Below are 13243 nucleotides of genomic sequence, written 5' to 3'. Positions count from 1 at the left end.
GTGTTATCAAGCGCTGTCAGTGGATTTTTTGTCCCCCTTAGTAGTTTTTTTCTGTTTGCGTTTTTGGATGACCTCAATCAACTTGGTCACCACTCCTACTAGCACCTTCAGAGAAGAGCTAGAGTGTATGAGATGTTCTTTCACTGTGGTGAAGAGCGCATCAAGTGAGGCAAGCTTTTCTTCAATTTCATTGACCGCGTTATAGCCCTTGCGGAGAATCATGATAATGTAAAACAAGGCCCATACCATGAAGGCCGTCAAAATCGCAATCGCAACTGCGAGCACAAAGAAGAAGAGATCTTGACTGGTTGAGAAGTACATACCGCTTTTCTCCAAATGAGGTGGCCCGAAGTGCGGGTAAGCCTCAAAAAGTGACGTTCAAACAGGCTTACTATACCATAGAGGCGTCTCATCGCAAAGCGGCTATCATGTCTGGGCAGGCTCTGCTACAATATACGCATGGATTCCGAGCAATCAGACTATCCAAGCAGCGGCTTTCGTTTCAATGATTTGCCTTTGCGTTTACGCGAGTGGTTTTTGGTCCACCGTTTTCAGCTTCGTAAATGGTGGGTTTTAGCTATTCTTGTGGCTGACACCTTACTCTTTGCCTTTGTCATTACTTCAGTTTTTCTCTACTTGGTACAGGGGCGGGGGATAGAGCGTGGTTTTGTGGAACGCGCACAAGCCTTAACTGCTCCCAGCGCCTTGAGTGATGTGGCACCAGAGACTCTCGTTATTGATGATGTCACACTCTTATCAGCCGCGAATGACGGAGTTGACCTTGTTACCAAAATAGAGAATCCAAACACGACCTGGGTAGCCAGTATTACAAGTACTTTTAGCGATGGAGTTTCTAGCACTGCGACTCAGACCACTCGTTTGGCGCCAGGACAGTCAAGCTATGTGTACCGCTTGGCAGAAGATTGGCAAGGCAGTCGTGATAGTAAAAAAGTGCAGTTTCAGGTTATCTCCTTAACGTGGCAGCGTCTAAGTGATATTCAACTCCTTGAGAATATTGGCTTTACCGTGAGTGATGTGAGTTACACTGCTACTGTGACAGTGCCAAATTCCGGTCAGACCTTTGCGCGAGTCACAGCAAATATTCAAAACGATTCACTCTACGGATTCTGGTCGGTGCGGGTTCCCGTCGTGCTATTGCAAAATAGTACCCCCATTGCGCTTACCACAGTACTTTTACGGTCTTTTGAGGCGGGTACAACAAAGTCGATTGACGCGCAGTGGTTTCGCTCCCTGCCTAGTAGCGTGACGGTCGAGGTGTTGCCAGAGGTTGACATATTTGACCAGCAGAATTATATGAACCTGTAATGATGCGCACGTATGTCTTTATTGAGTAGATTTGGGGCGCTCCGGCGCCTCGATTGGTCTTTATTTGCGGTAACCATTCTTTTAACCGCCTTTGGCTTGGCGGCGCTTTATAGTGTGACCATTAATGTTGAGAATCCCAGCTACGATCAATTTTTGAGTCAGGCAACTTTTGCTATTGTAGGCATTGCCATCATGTTAGCAATTGCGATTCTTGATTATCGAGTATGGTGGAACAGCGCTTGGCCTCTTTACATCCTTGGCATACTCCTTTTGCTTGCGGTACTCTTCTTCGGTGAAACAATTCGTGGGACTCGCGGGTGGTTTGTTATTTTTGGTCGCACCTTCCAGCCGGTGGAGTTTGTGCGTATCTTCCTTGTCCTTGCTATGGCTCGCTTTTTTGCCAGTCGAGATATAGGGCAGGGGACAATGAAGACGATCATCTGGTCAGGACTTATGGTTGCCTTATATGTGGGCTTGTTGGCATTAGAACCTGAATTTGGATATTCCGCCGTACTGATGGGAGCTTGGTTGGTGTTACTTTTTTTCCAGCGTATACCTCGTTGGCAATTCGCCCTAGTGATCCTGGGTTTTATGGCAGCAATGGTATTTAGCTGGTTTTTTGTTTTGGAGGATTATCAAAAAGCTCGCGTGCTTACTTTCCTCAGTCCTGAGCAGGATCAATTAGGGGATGGGTATAATGTGACGCAATCGATAGTAGCAGTAGGTTCAGGCCAGTTATTTGGTCGCGGTTTGGGCTTAGGACCGCAGAGTCAGTTAAACTTCTTGCCTGAACAAGCTACCGACTTTATTTTCGCGGCAATTGCCGAGGAACTTGGTTTTGTGGGTGCAATGCTGGTTATTGGCGCCTTCTCTATACTCTTTTTCCGAATTTTGGCTATTATTCGTCGTTCGCGGGATATGTATACGACCTATTTGTTGACCGGGCTCTTACTCCTTCTTTTCCTGCAAACCTTTATTAATATTGGCATGAATCTTGGCTTACTACCGGTTACTGGTATTCCCTTACCTTTTGTAAGCTCAGGTGGGAGTGCTTTACTCGCCAATTTCTTTATCCTGGGTATTTTGCAGAGTATTAGCATGCGCCAACCGGCAAATGCGAACAGTTAAAACTTGACCCAGGCCAAAAATATGCTATACTATACCGGTCAGATGCAAGTACTTGACGGACAAAAATTAATATCGTAGTGTCGGTATGGCCTACGCAACCCCGTCATTTTTCAATAATGCTTCGGGCGGTCGTTTCAGGGGGACCACTCATGCTCTTTCGCATTGTCCGCTTTGCCAGGCTTTTTATCAGCCAAGCACCTCGCGAATTCTCGTAACAAGTGAGGATGCGCATCTTATCCACCTCGAATGTACTCGGTGTGGATCCTCAGTACTCGCCATTATTGTGGCAAGTATGGTGGGAGTAAGTTCAGTCGGCCTATTAACCGATTTAACTGCTGAAGATGTGATGAAATTCCGCCTAGGCAAGGAAATCGATGCGAACGATGTCCTCGATGTGCATGAATGGGTTCAAGATGCATCAGGCGAATTGATCAGTTAATTTCTCGAAATTCATGAAAACGTACGTATTACAAGCTCAGCGGCGTTCGTCGCTCGGTAAACAAGTAAAGAAGCTGCGACAAAGCGATATTGTTCCAGCAGTTATTTATGGGAATAAGCGTGAAACAGAATCCCTAAGTTTAAATGCACGCGAATTTACTAAAGTATTCATTGAGGCTGGAGAATCCACGCTGATTGATTTAGCAGTCGAGAATGAGGCGCCAGTCAAGGTGCTTATTCATGATGTGCAGCATCATCCAGTTACTGATCGTATCTTGCACGCTGATTTGCTGCAGGTTGATATGACTCAGAAGATTGAAACTGAGATTAACCTCAAATTTGTTGGCGCTGCTCCTGCGGTGGCTGAATTGAGCGGTACTTTGGTGACCAGCATCGAGAGCGTAGAAGTTTCTTGTTTGCCTGGTGATTTGGTACACGAAATCGAGGTTGATTTGAGCAGCTTAAAGACCTTTGAAGATCAGATTCATATTAGCGATATTCCAGCGCCGCAAGGCATTACTATTCTCGACAAGGCTGACGCGGTAGTCGCTGTGGTCACACCTCCACGTTCAGAAGAAGAATTGAAAGCACTTGATAGCGAAGTGGTTGAAGATGTGAGTGGCGTTGAATCTACCAAGCCAAAGAAAGCTGAAGAAGAAGGCGAAGAAGCATCTGGTGATGCCAAGCCTGATGCCGGCGCCAAAGAAGCTAAGGAATAATACAATTATCTAGGGGGACCTATGCCTAAGGGGGATACCAAAGGAGAGATGAAAGAGGGGGTAGAGCAGGTAGCAGTACCAGCCAAACCGCAGGGTAAAATGACGCTTTGGTTAAAGAAAAGGCCGGTCCAGATCACTCTTGTTGTTGTCGTGCTTGCGGTCGTTGCATTAGCAGGTTTTTTGCTTACTCGAACGGATGATAGCGATGACGGGCAAGTAATTGTCACTAATACAAATCAGCCTAGCGAGCAAAAAGTTCGACGAGTGCTTGATGGCGTGCTTGATGTTGCTGCGAATAAAAATCCACGACCAGTTGGCGTGATGATAGAGAATCTTTCAATTGTCCGCCCCCAAAGCGGTCTTGGCCAAGCAAATGTGGTATACGAGGCCTTAGTTGAAGGCGGCATTACACGATTCCTAGCAGTCTACCTCTTAACCGATGATATTCCTGAGTTAGGACCAGTACGCAGTGCTCGACCATATTATGTTGATTGGGCAAACGAGCTAGGCGCGATATATGCTCACGCTGGTGGTAGTCCTACCGCTTTGGCAGATATTCGCTCCAAAGATGTGTTTGACCTTGATCAATTCTATAACTCCCAGTATTACTGGAGAAAAAATCTTCCACGAGCGACCGAACATACACTTTTCACTTCCACTGAGCTCCTGCAATTTGCTTTGCGGGATAAAGAGGCAACAATGACAGGGGATTACACAGGTTGGAAGTTTAAAGAGGAAGCTGCTTTAGCAGATAGGCCACTTGAAGTAAATCCGATTGTGCTTGATTACTCGAGCAAGAGTTATGAGGTAAAGTACACCTATAATCGTGAAGAAAATACTTATCTGCGATTCCAGGGCGATGAGGCGCATACGGATCAGAATACTGGTGAGCAAATTAGCCCAAAGAATGTGCTGGTGCAATATGTTGGTACACGTTTAGCTGATGCGACCCGCTTAAGCATGGATGTTGTTGGATCCGGTGATGCTATTCTTTTCCGCGACGGTGAGGCGATTCCGGCACGCTGGTCAAAATCTTCCACCAGCGCCCGCACAATTTTTACCGATTTAGAAGGCCAACAACTCATTTTTAACGCCGGGCAAACCTGGGTACAGGTTTTTCCAGATGATCGACAGGTCACCTATTAGGGGATTTGAGTGAAAGAGAAAGCACACACAAAGGAACATCACGCTAAGCCAAAAAACCACCCCTGGAATAATCCCAGGGTGATTGGTATTAGCTTAGCTGTTTTAGTGGTCTTGAGTGGATCCCTGTTATGGGCTGCGGTTGCCTTTACTGGCAATAGTGATGCTAACAATGGTATTGGAATTGAAAACGCTGTTACAGTAAATGCTGCTTTCACAAACGAAGATGCAAATCATTTACCGGAGACTGAAGCGACTGAATTGCCACGTCAGCTTGATGGAGTCTTGGTAGCAAAAGAGAAGGCAAATCTACTGCCGTGGATCATCATGTTTGATAATCATCCGGATGCCCGCCCTCATGCAAACTTAAGTAAAGCCTCAGTTGCTTACAATACTTTGGTAGAAGGAGGAGCGACTCGTATCATGGCGGTCTTTAGTCCTGATAATGTGAGTGGAGAGTTGGGTCCGGTACGTAGTGCTCGTCCTGTCTATATTGAGTGGTTGTCAGAGTATAATGCTGCGTATATGCACGCGGGAGGGAGTCCCGAGGCTCTGCAAGAGTTATCCGGGTTTAGCTTGCGTGATTTGAATTGTTTAACAAACGCTGCCCGATACTGTTATCGCGGCGCTGGCTATGCTCCGCATAATCTTTATACAAATACTGAAAAGCTCACTTTTGCAATGCGCGACCTACAATATGAAGATGTGCAGCCTGATTTTCGTTCCTGGCGTTTTAAAGATGAGGATGCTATAGAGGCACGAGGGAATTTTACTGAACTGAGCTTACAATATTCCAGCGGTACCTATAATCCGCACTATGAATATGATCGCGAACGTAATGTGTACCTGCGTTTCAATGCGAATGATCCCCACATGGATCGTGCACAAAATGTGCAAATAGCTCCAAAGAATGTTGTCGTACAAGTGATTCCAGAAATCGTTGCTATTGGTGAAAAAGGACGTCTCACCCTAAATGTGACCGGTCAGGGTAAAGCCGTGCTTTTCCGGGACGGTTTAGTGATAGAAGGACATTGGGAAAAACCAACCCGAACTGACCGCACGGTTTTTTACGCTGATGACGGGACAGAAATGAAGTTCAATCGAGGACAAAGCTGGGTTGAAGTGATTCCTGACGGACGAGGTTTCCCGTACCATTAAATTTTCGATTCGAGGACCAGGACTCGCCAATGGCCGCTGAGGTCTTTTTTCCATTTGGCCCGATACTGTGGCAGGAGTTGACGATGGAGTTTTTGTAAATCCTTCTTACGCCGCGGATCGATTTCCAAAAGCAGTGTAGGTGTATCAGGACGTTTTTGTACTTGCTGGAATAACACACGAAAAGCGTTTAGGCCATCCTGACCTGCTACGAGAGCTTTCCTCGGCTCTTTCGCCACGCTGTCGTCTTTTGCCTCTCCTGGTTTAAGGTAGGGGAGATTTGCCACGATAAGGTCGAGCGCTGTTGTGCGTAATGGTTGAAGCATATTTCCTTGCATGATGTGGAGATTTTTATGCTGCCAATGCTTGGCATTCTTACGGGCATAGTGGATTGCTGATGAGGATAGTTCGGTTGCATAGATCTGCCACCTTGGTCGCTCGCAGGCTAAGCTAAGGGCTATACAGCCGGAGCCGCTGCCTAGGTCGGCCACCTGCAGTTTTTTCGCGGCTGGGAAATACTGCAGCGCTAAGTCAATAAGTGCTTCAGTTTCTGGACGTGGAATCAGCACGCCTGGACCAACATGAAATCTGCGTCCGTAAAAGTCTTGCCAGCCACGCAGATAGGCGAGTGGGGTGTTTTTTGCCCGGCGCTTGAGGATTTGTTGATAGGCTAGATATTGTCTCTGGGTCAGTGTTTTTTCACTATGCACAAAAAGCCAAGCCACATCTTTTTTCAGCACTATGCGTAAAAGTGCTTCAGCATCTTGTCTGGCATGCTGCTTGGCTACTTTGTATAATTTTTGCTCACCCAGGACTAGTAGCTTAGCTATTGTTTGCTTGCTGGGCTTTTGCTTGGATCGCTTGGATAATTGGGTCAAAGCCACCGTCCATGATTACTTTCAAGTTGGAAAAGTTTTGATTGATGCGATGGTCAGTCACCCGATCTTGCGGGAAGTTATAGGTACGAATTTTTTCTGAACGATCACCCGAGCCGACCTGGCTTTTTCGAGTCTCAGAAGCTTCTTTTTGTCGGCGTTCTTGCTCAAGTGCAAAGAGGCGTGCTCGCAAGACGCGGAAGGCTTTTTCCTTATTCTGCTTTTGTGAGCGTTCGTCTTGGCAAACGACTATTAATCCAGTTGGGATATGATGCAATCGAATAGCTGAATAGGTGGTATTCACGCTTTGTCCGCCATGACCGCCCGCTGTAGTTGCTTCAATACGGACTTCCTCTGGTTTAATTTCAAAATCTTTTTCCTCCGCTTCTGGCATGACAGCTACTGTGATCGTCGAGGTATGCACTCTTCCACTCTTTTCCGTTTCTGGTACACGCTGCACTCGATGTACTCCAGCCTCATATTTCATGTCGCGATATACATTCGTACCGTTCATTTCAAAAACAACTTCCTTAATACCACCAATGCCTATCCGACTCATCGAGAGTAGGGTAGTGCTCCAATCATGCTCTTCGGCGTAGCGTGCATAGGCGCGGAAAAGCTCAGCCGCAAAAAGAGCCGCTTCATCACCGCCAGCCCCGGCCCGAATTTCCACAATAACGTCCTTCTTATCCAGTGGGTCAGGTGGGTTTAATTCCGCATTGAGTTTTTGCTGTAGCTCATCTCTCTGGGCATTCAGTTTGGCGATCTCCTCTTCACCAAGGGCAAGCATCTCAGGATCCTGTTCATCCTTGAGACTTTCCTGCGTTTGCGTAAGCGAAGAATGCACCTGATCAAGCTGATCAGCTAAGTTCACGACTTCACTAAGCTCGGCAAACTCTTTTGAAAGTGTGCGAAGCTTGTCCGGGTTTTGCATGAGCTCCGGTTGCTGAAGCTGAACGGCGAGTTCCTGATGACGGGTGCGAAGTTGCTGAAGCTGCGTGTCCATAGTTTTTGAGGCGGGAGTAATACCGCCAAGCAGCTATTTGCTCTTCTTTTCGTCTGTCTTCTTTGCTGGCTTTGCCTTTGTAGCTTGCTTGGTTTTGCGGGCAGCGCTGACCGTTTCGGTTTTTTCCCGGAGACGGTTAAAGCGGTCAATACGGCGGGCCGTATCAACGAGTTTTTGCTTACCAGTGTAAAAAGGGTGGCAATTTGAGCAAATTTCTACACGAATTTCATCCTGGGTAGAGCCGGTGCTAAAGGTATTACCGCAAGCACAGATAACCTTGCTTTCGTGTGTATAGTTTGGGTGGATGGATTTTTTCATAGCATTTCTTAGGAAAAGCGTGGCTAAGCTTAGCAGAATAGGGAATACTTTGCAAGTCTCCAGAAGCCCCTGAGCCACCCTTGCGGGATTTTTGCTTCTATGGTAGAGTCTACACCGTTCATTTATTCGTTATTTATCACTCATATCGACCCTTTAGCCACCCAGCTAAGACTGTCGACTGGATCCTGCCTCATGCCGAGGTCCCAGCCGCTAGGTCGATAGTGGACCTACTGAGATAGTCATTGAGAGAACTATCCAGATAGGATGAAAGGAAACAATATGCGAGAAGTTACCCTCTCAGAGTTATTGAAAGCTGGTGTACACTTTGGCCACCAGGTCAGCCGTTGGCATCCAAAAATGAAACCATTCATTTTTGCTGCTCGAAATGGCATTTATATCCTTGATCTCGAGCAGACCAAGGAGCGTTTGGAGCGAGCCGCCAATTTTGCTGGTGAGTTAGCAGCCAAGGGAGGCAAGGTCCTTTACATTGGTACCAAGCGACAAGCCAAGGCAATTGTAGAGCGTGAAGCGCAACGCGTAGGCATGCCTTATGTGACGAATCGTTGGATTGGTGGAACTTTCACCAATTTCCCAACTGTTAGCCGCGTGATTGCCAAATATAAGAAGTTGAAATCAGAAGTAGAAGGCGGTCAGCTAGGCCGTTATACCAAGCGCGAGCAATTAGGCTTCAAAGAAGAGCTGGAACGTTTAGAAGGTCTCGTAGGTGGTATCAGCACGCTTGATGCCTTGCCAGCCGCAGTCTTCATCGTTGATGTGAAGCAAGAGCGCACCGCCATGAAAGAAGCTTTGAAGGTCGGCATTCCGGTAATCGCCATAGTCGATACTAATGTAAACCCTAAGGGCGTTACGTATCCGATTCCTTCAAATGATGACGCCACCAAAGCGCTTGATCTTATCCTCAGTGTCATGACTGATGAAATCCTCTCTGGTAAGCAAAAGGCTGATATCCAGGTAAGCGAAACCAAAGAGAAGAAAGCGGAGGCTGCGAAGGAAGAGGCAGCTGCCGAAGTAGAGGATAAGCAAAAGGATAGCTCCAACGATAATTAATCTCTAGGTACGTATTCATGGACTTAGCACTCATTAAAAAATTACGAGAAGAAACCGGCGCCGGTGTAGTTGAAGCAAAAGAAGCTTTAACGGAAGCTAAAGATGATTATGAGGCTGCCTTACTCGTTCTCCGCAAGAAGGGACAGGCCCGAGCTGTGAAAAAGCAGGGACGCGAGACAAAAGAAGGTGTGGTTGCTTCTTACATTCATGCAAATAAGCGAATTGGCGCCATGGTTGAGGTAAGCTGCGAAACAGATTTTGTTTCACGGACTGATGATTTCCAACGTTTTGCGTATGAGCTGGCAATGCACATCGCAGCTGCTAACCCACAGTGTTTACGACCAGAGGATGCTCCAGAGGATTTGGTAGCAAGGGAGCGCGAATTGGCTGCTACTTCAAAAGATATTGAAGGTAAGCCAGAGCAGATTGTGCAGAAGATTATTGATGGAAAGCTTGCCCGTTTCTATAGTGAAATCTGTTTCATGAAGCAGCCTCTCATTATGGACGATAGCAAGACGGTTGAGGAATACGTTGCTGAAGCGGTTACAAAGTTTGGGGAAAATATTCAAATAGGTCGCTTCATTCGTTTCGAGTTATAATCCTACCCACGTGCTCGACATCGCACTCATTATCCTGATCGTTGCCGGTATCGCCGTCATTGCGGTGGTACTGTTTCGAAAGCTTCCGAGCCTCACATCGATTGATACGCGTAAGATTAAGAGTGAGCAGGAGACACAGCGTAAGCTTGATCTGATCGAGCGCCGCTTGCAGCGTAAACTTGATGGAGTGCATGAAAAGACTATTGGAAGATTGCATGGTCTAGTGAATCGAGGTAGGGGAGCGGCTCGAAGTTTCTACGCCCGTTTACAATCCATTGAACGACAGTATCGCCAGCGAGCGCACTCAGAGCGATCTCCAAGTGAGCGAGCTGAAGCGCAGCGTAAAGTGGTCTTACTCATCGAAGAAGCGGAAAGCCTAAGTAAGAACGAGCAATATAGTGAGGCTGAGCAGCGCTGTATCGAAGCTATCGCGATTGAGCCGAAGAGTATTGATGCGTATCGAATTCTCGGTGATGTGTATCTGCGAATGAAAGAGCACGCACAAGCCAGAGATGTTTTCCGTCATGCGCTTGATTTAGCTCAGCGTACCTATCAGGTAAAAGGTGTTCAGCAGCCAAATGGTCAGCCAAGTCAAAACATCGGTGGTTACAGCTCAGAAATGGCCGAACTCCGTTACGATCTTTGCATGGCACAACGAGGCTTGGGTGAGTACGATGATGCGGTAGATAGTTGCGAAAGCGCTTTGGAGCTCATGCCAAATAATCCTAAGTTTCTTCACGGCACGCTTGAGCTAGCCATTGAGGCAAAGAAGAAGCTACTCGCTATACGAGTCTTTGATAAGCTTAAGGAAGTGAATCCGGAAAATCAGCGCCTTAGTGAATTTGATGAGCAGGTAAAAGCACTGTAGTTCATTCATAAAAAATAATGGTCTTATTACTTCTGGTGCTACATTGTGCCGATGTAGCTCAGTTGGTAGAGCAACTCCATGGTAAGGAGTAGGTCAGCGGTTCAAATCCGCTCATCGGCTCCAGGAGTGGTGAGATCATTTCCTCACATGAGGGTCGGTACCCAAGCGGTCAACGGGGGCAGACTGTAAATCTGCTGGCCTTGCGCCTTCGTAGGTTCGAATCCTACCCGGCCCACCACGGCCCATCGCTGGCTGCGGGTTGCGTGTCCTCGTTAAAACGAGAACACTCCACCCTTTGCCAGCGTGTGCCTTTACGCCTCGCACTTAACCTGTCGGCCCAAGCGCTCGGCGTTTGAAAGCCCTTACGGCGCATGTCCCTTTCCTCATTTGAAACAGTCTCTTTCGACAGGCTCGAGATCCTTGGTTTCAAATGGAGCCCCAAAAATCCCAAGTCTTCGGCGTTTGCACTCTATTCCTTATGTCACTTCAAGAATCAGAATACGTTATGATTCGCACCTCGGTGCCAGTGCCCCAAGCTGATGCAGTTCGTAAGGCAATGGGTGATGCTGGCGCAGGGAAGATGGGCAACTATTCACACTGTAGTGGAAGCTATCGCACTACTGGACGTTTCATCCCGCAAGAGGGAGCGCATCCTGCCATAGGGGAGATTGGTCAGGAAGAGATTGTGGAAGAGGAAGTGATTCGCATGCTCTGTCATAAGGAAAAAGTAGAGGAGGTAATAATAGCGTTGAAGCAGGCGCACCCTTATGAAGAACCAGCCATCGATATTTTTCCTCGCTTAGAGCTTTCATAACTTGCCAAGCGCCGGGCGCCGATGTAGCTCAGTTGGTAGAGCAACACTTTTGTAAAGTGAAGGTCGTCGGTTCGAATCCGACCATCGGCTCCAGGCGGTCGGCAAGAATATACGCATAAATAATATACTGCTATGTCCCAAGATAATCTTATTAAGCTGGAATGCACGGTGTGCAAGCGCACCAACTATCACAGCTTCAAAAACAAGAAGACCCTCAAAGGTCGACTTGAGATGAAAAAGCACTGTAAGTGGTGCAAAAAGCATACTCTCCATAAAGAGACAAAATAGTCTTCATTGATTCTACGAATCTGTGGGGGCGTAGTTCAACGGTAGAACACCGGTCTCCAAAACCGGTAACGAGGGTTCGACACCTTCCGCCCCTGCCACGGGCCATCACTTGCTGTGGGCTCCGTGACGACAACAAATTGTCTTCACTGCGCCCTTTGCAAGGATGTCCCTTTTCCCCACTGCAAACAGTCCCTCTCGGCAGGCTCGAGGTCCTTGGTTTGCAGCGGGGCCCCCTAGAAGACTTAACCCTTCGGGCCCAAGTCTTCGGCGTTTGCATCCTGCTTTGTGCTAGGATATGTATATGAATACAGTGTCGTCCGCAAAGCCTTATCAGCGAATGGTATATGTGGTGCGCTTTGGTCATTTTATTATTGGCATAAGCATGACTTTAGCCACTGGGTATCTTTGGTACTCAGGTCTTTTCCGGGCGCTTAATTTATGGACGATTGCCAGTATAGCCCTACTTGCAGGGCAGTGGATTATTGTGATGTTGAATCATGGAAATTGTCCCTTGGGGGTTGTGCACGCTCGCTACGGTGATGAAAAGACATTATTTGAATTAGTGGCTGGCAAGCGATACGCTCCTTACGGTTTTCGCAATTGGGCGGTGTTATGTGTACTTGGGGCGCTATTGTTGGTCCTGCGATTTTTATTCACCTAGGAGAGAATTGACCAAAGGAGCCTCTCAGGGCACAATACCTAAGGAGGTCTTAGAATTTACTAAACGAGTATGCCAAATGAAGTAAAAGCTGATCTCAATCCTGCACATGAGCTGCCACAGGGCGAGCATCAGGAATCACTACCTAAACCAAAGCGTCATCGCTTACGATGGACGCTCGTGACTCTCGTGGTGGTATTGATAATATTGCCTCTCCTGGCCCTAGGGTATTCAGGCGTATGGCATATCCCAGGTCTGACACAACTCTTTGGCTCTGATAAGCCGATTGATTTAGGGGTCCATCCTACCGAAGCCGATTTAGCCAGTGCCTTAGCGGATAATCCGATGATGATTGAGGCTGAGCCAGGTACATTTTATTGGTCACAAAATAAAAGCTTTGCGGGTCAGGTGGCCATTGACGATGAACATAGTTCCGAAGAGGTGACAGCTTTTATTCAACACTATCATGGCGATGGGCGTTTTGTCCGTGACATTCAAGTTCGCTTTCGCGAAGGCGGCATGGAGATTTCCGCTTTTGTTTCGCCCTATATCAAAGCACCGGTCTATGTTGATGTAGACGTAACGCGCACTGGCACTCAATCGGTTTCCTTGAATTTACAAAAAGCCAAAGTTGGCCGTCTGACTGTGCCAGAGAAATACTATAATCAAATCGAAGAAGCTGCTCAAGACGTGCTTAATCGAGAGATTGCTGCAGTTCCTGGTTTCCGTATTGATGATTTGCAATACACTGATAACGCGGCCTATCTACTTGGTTCTCTGCCCGCTATGGTGACCCCACTAGGAGGGGAGCAGGAACTCAGTGAGTTTATTAACTAGGAA

At 47.3% G+C, this 13243-nt stretch carries 17 protein-coding genes and 4 tRNA genes; 17 read left to right on the top strand and 4 right to left on the bottom strand.

Features of this window, described 5'->3' with window-relative positions:
* Nucleotides 1–6: 6 nt before the first annotated feature.
* Nucleotides 7–321, bottom strand: a complete 315-nt coding sequence (locus tag H6760_03250) for a hypothetical protein (GenBank protein USN53166.1) — start codon at nucleotides 319–321, stop codon at nucleotides 7–9.
* A gap of 138 nt (nucleotides 322–459) precedes the next feature.
* Here H6760_03250 and H6760_03245 point away from each other — a divergent pair, with 138 nt between their 5' ends.
* From H6760_03245 to H6760_03220, 6 genes are all read left to right on the top strand, one after another.
* A complete protein-coding gene (locus H6760_03245) occupies nucleotides 460–1326 on the top strand; it encodes a hypothetical protein (protein ID USN53165.1) in 867 nt (288 codons plus the stop codon).
* A 12-nt stretch (nucleotides 1327–1338) separates the two neighbouring features.
* Nucleotides 1339–2454 (top strand): rod shape-determining protein RodA, encoded by a 1116-nt coding sequence (gene rodA, locus H6760_03240; GenBank protein ID USN53164.1) that lies wholly within the window; start codon nucleotides 1339–1341, stop codon nucleotides 2452–2454.
* Between the two features lie 85 nt (nucleotides 2455–2539).
* Nucleotides 2540–2893, top strand: a complete 354-nt coding sequence (locus H6760_03235) for a hypothetical protein (protein ID USN53163.1) — start codon at nucleotides 2540–2542, stop codon at nucleotides 2891–2893.
* A 13-nt stretch (nucleotides 2894–2906) separates the two neighbouring features.
* Nucleotides 2907–3611: a 50S ribosomal protein L25 gene (locus tag H6760_03230; protein USN53162.1), complete on the top strand. Its 705-nt coding sequence runs from the start codon at nucleotides 2907–2909 to the stop codon at nucleotides 3609–3611.
* A 21-nt stretch (nucleotides 3612–3632) separates the two neighbouring features.
* A complete protein-coding gene (locus H6760_03225) occupies nucleotides 3633–4757 on the top strand; it encodes a DUF3048 domain-containing protein (protein ID USN53161.1) in 1125 nt (374 codons plus the stop codon).
* Nucleotides 4758–4766: 9 nt separating this feature from the next.
* Nucleotides 4767–5912 carry a DUF3048 domain-containing protein gene (locus tag H6760_03220; protein USN53160.1) on the top strand — a complete coding sequence of 382 codons (1146 nt, stop codon included), beginning with the start codon at nucleotides 4767–4769 and terminating at the stop codon, nucleotides 5910–5912.
* Here H6760_03220 and prmC read toward each other — a convergent pair.
* The 3 genes from prmC to rpmE are packed head-to-tail and all read right to left on the bottom strand — an operon-like array spanning nucleotide 5909 to nucleotide 8108.
* Nucleotides 5909–6787, bottom strand: coding sequence for a peptide chain release factor N(5)-glutamine methyltransferase (gene prmC, locus H6760_03215; GenBank protein USN53159.1), 879 nt, complete (start codon nucleotides 6785–6787; stop codon nucleotides 5909–5911). The two genes, H6760_03220 and prmC, sit on opposite strands and share 4 nt — an antisense overlap.
* Nucleotides 6732–7790 carry a peptide chain release factor 1 gene (gene prfA / locus H6760_03210; GenBank protein USN53158.1) on the bottom strand — a complete coding sequence of 353 codons (1059 nt, stop codon included), beginning with the start codon at nucleotides 7788–7790 and terminating at the stop codon, nucleotides 6732–6734. The genes prmC and prfA overlap by 56 nt, the downstream gene beginning before the upstream one ends.
* A gap of 33 nt (nucleotides 7791–7823) precedes the next feature.
* Entirely contained in the window at nucleotides 7824–8108 is a 285-nt protein-coding gene (gene rpmE, locus H6760_03205) for a 50S ribosomal protein L31 (protein ID USN53157.1), read from the bottom strand.
* Between the two features lie 264 nt (nucleotides 8109–8372).
* Here rpmE and rpsB point away from each other — a divergent pair, with 264 nt between their 5' ends.
* The 11 genes from rpsB (at nucleotide 8373) to H6760_03150 (ending at nucleotide 13240) form a co-directional block, all read left to right on the top strand.
* Entirely contained in the window at nucleotides 8373–9176 is an 804-nt protein-coding gene (rpsB, locus tag H6760_03200) for a 30S ribosomal protein S2 (GenBank protein USN53156.1), read from the top strand.
* Nucleotides 9177–9193: 17 nt separating this feature from the next.
* Complete coding sequence (locus tag H6760_03195; protein USN53155.1) at nucleotides 9194–9775, top strand: elongation factor Ts; 582 nt, start codon at nucleotides 9194–9196, stop codon at nucleotides 9773–9775.
* Between the two features lie 10 nt (nucleotides 9776–9785).
* Nucleotides 9786–10643: a hypothetical protein gene (locus tag H6760_03190; protein ID USN53154.1), complete on the top strand. Its 858-nt coding sequence runs from the start codon at nucleotides 9786–9788 to the stop codon at nucleotides 10641–10643.
* Nucleotides 10644–10690: 47 nt separating this feature from the next.
* A tRNA-Thr gene (locus H6760_03185) sits at nucleotides 10691–10766 on the top strand.
* A gap of 28 nt (nucleotides 10767–10794) precedes the next feature.
* Nucleotides 10795–10881: transfer RNA gene (locus tag H6760_03180), tRNA-Tyr, on the top strand.
* Between the two features lie 267 nt (nucleotides 10882–11148).
* Entirely contained in the window at nucleotides 11149–11457 is a 309-nt protein-coding gene (locus H6760_03175; protein ID USN54060.1) for a hypothetical protein, read from the top strand.
* 17 nt (nucleotides 11458–11474) lie between these two features.
* Nucleotides 11475–11550: transfer RNA gene (locus tag H6760_03170), tRNA-Thr, on the top strand.
* A 39-nt stretch (nucleotides 11551–11589) separates the two neighbouring features.
* Entirely contained in the window at nucleotides 11590–11745 is a 156-nt protein-coding gene (rpmG, locus tag H6760_03165) for a 50S ribosomal protein L33 (protein ID USN53153.1), read from the top strand.
* Between the two features lie 24 nt (nucleotides 11746–11769).
* A tRNA-Trp gene (locus H6760_03160) sits at nucleotides 11770–11843 on the top strand.
* A gap of 197 nt (nucleotides 11844–12040) precedes the next feature.
* Nucleotides 12041–12406 (top strand): hypothetical protein, encoded by a 366-nt coding sequence (locus H6760_03155; protein ID USN53152.1) that lies wholly within the window; start codon nucleotides 12041–12043, stop codon nucleotides 12404–12406.
* Between the two features lie 69 nt (nucleotides 12407–12475).
* Nucleotides 12476–13240, top strand: a complete 765-nt coding sequence (locus H6760_03150) for a hypothetical protein (protein USN53151.1) — start codon at nucleotides 12476–12478, stop codon at nucleotides 13238–13240.
* The last annotated feature ends 3 nt before the right edge of the window (nucleotides 13241–13243 follow it).

Source organism: Candidatus Nomurabacteria bacterium (assembly GCA_023898465.1).
In the GTDB taxonomy this organism is placed as follows: domain Bacteria; phylum Patescibacteriota; class Patescibacteriia; order HK-STAS-PATE-3; family HK-STAS-PATE-3; genus HK-STAS-PATE-3.
Note: the sequence above shows the minus strand (reverse complement) of the source record. Positions and strands in the feature narration are given on the sequence as shown.

Coding starts and splice junctions, on each gene's coding strand:
- H6760_03250 (USN53166.1), bottom strand. CDS start 321: ATGTACTTCTCAACCAGTCAAGATCTCTTCTTCTTTGTGCTCGCAGTT.
- rpsB (USN53156.1), top strand. CDS start 8,373: ATGAAAGGAAACAATATGCGAGAAGTTACCCTCTCAGAGTTATTGAAA.
- H6760_03195 (USN53155.1), top strand. CDS start 9,194: ATGGACTTAGCACTCATTAAAAAATTACGAGAAGAAACCGGCGCCGGT.
- rpmG (USN53153.1), top strand. CDS start 11,590: ATGTCCCAAGATAATCTTATTAAGCTGGAATGCACGGTGTGCAAGCGC.
- H6760_03150 (USN53151.1), top strand. CDS start 12,476: ATGCCAAATGAAGTAAAAGCTGATCTCAATCCTGCACATGAGCTGCCA.
- H6760_03175 (USN54060.1), top strand. CDS start 11,149: ATGATTCGCACCTCGGTGCCAGTGCCCCAAGCTGATGCAGTTCGTAAG.
- H6760_03245 (USN53165.1), top strand. CDS start 460: ATGGATTCCGAGCAATCAGACTATCCAAGCAGCGGCTTTCGTTTCAAT.
- H6760_03155 (USN53152.1), top strand. CDS start 12,041: ATGTATATGAATACAGTGTCGTCCGCAAAGCCTTATCAGCGAATGGTA.
- H6760_03235 (USN53163.1), top strand. CDS start 2,540: ATGGCCTACGCAACCCCGTCATTTTTCAATAATGCTTCGGGCGGTCGT.
- H6760_03230 (USN53162.1), top strand. CDS start 2,907: ATGAAAACGTACGTATTACAAGCTCAGCGGCGTTCGTCGCTCGGTAAA.
- prfA (USN53158.1), bottom strand. CDS start 7,790: ATGGACACGCAGCTTCAGCAACTTCGCACCCGTCATCAGGAACTCGCC.
- rodA (USN53164.1), top strand. CDS start 1,339: ATGTCTTTATTGAGTAGATTTGGGGCGCTCCGGCGCCTCGATTGGTCT.
- H6760_03225 (USN53161.1), top strand. CDS start 3,633: ATGCCTAAGGGGGATACCAAAGGAGAGATGAAAGAGGGGGTAGAGCAG.
- rpmE (USN53157.1), bottom strand. CDS start 8,108: ATGAAAAAATCCATCCACCCAAACTATACACACGAAAGCAAGGTTATC.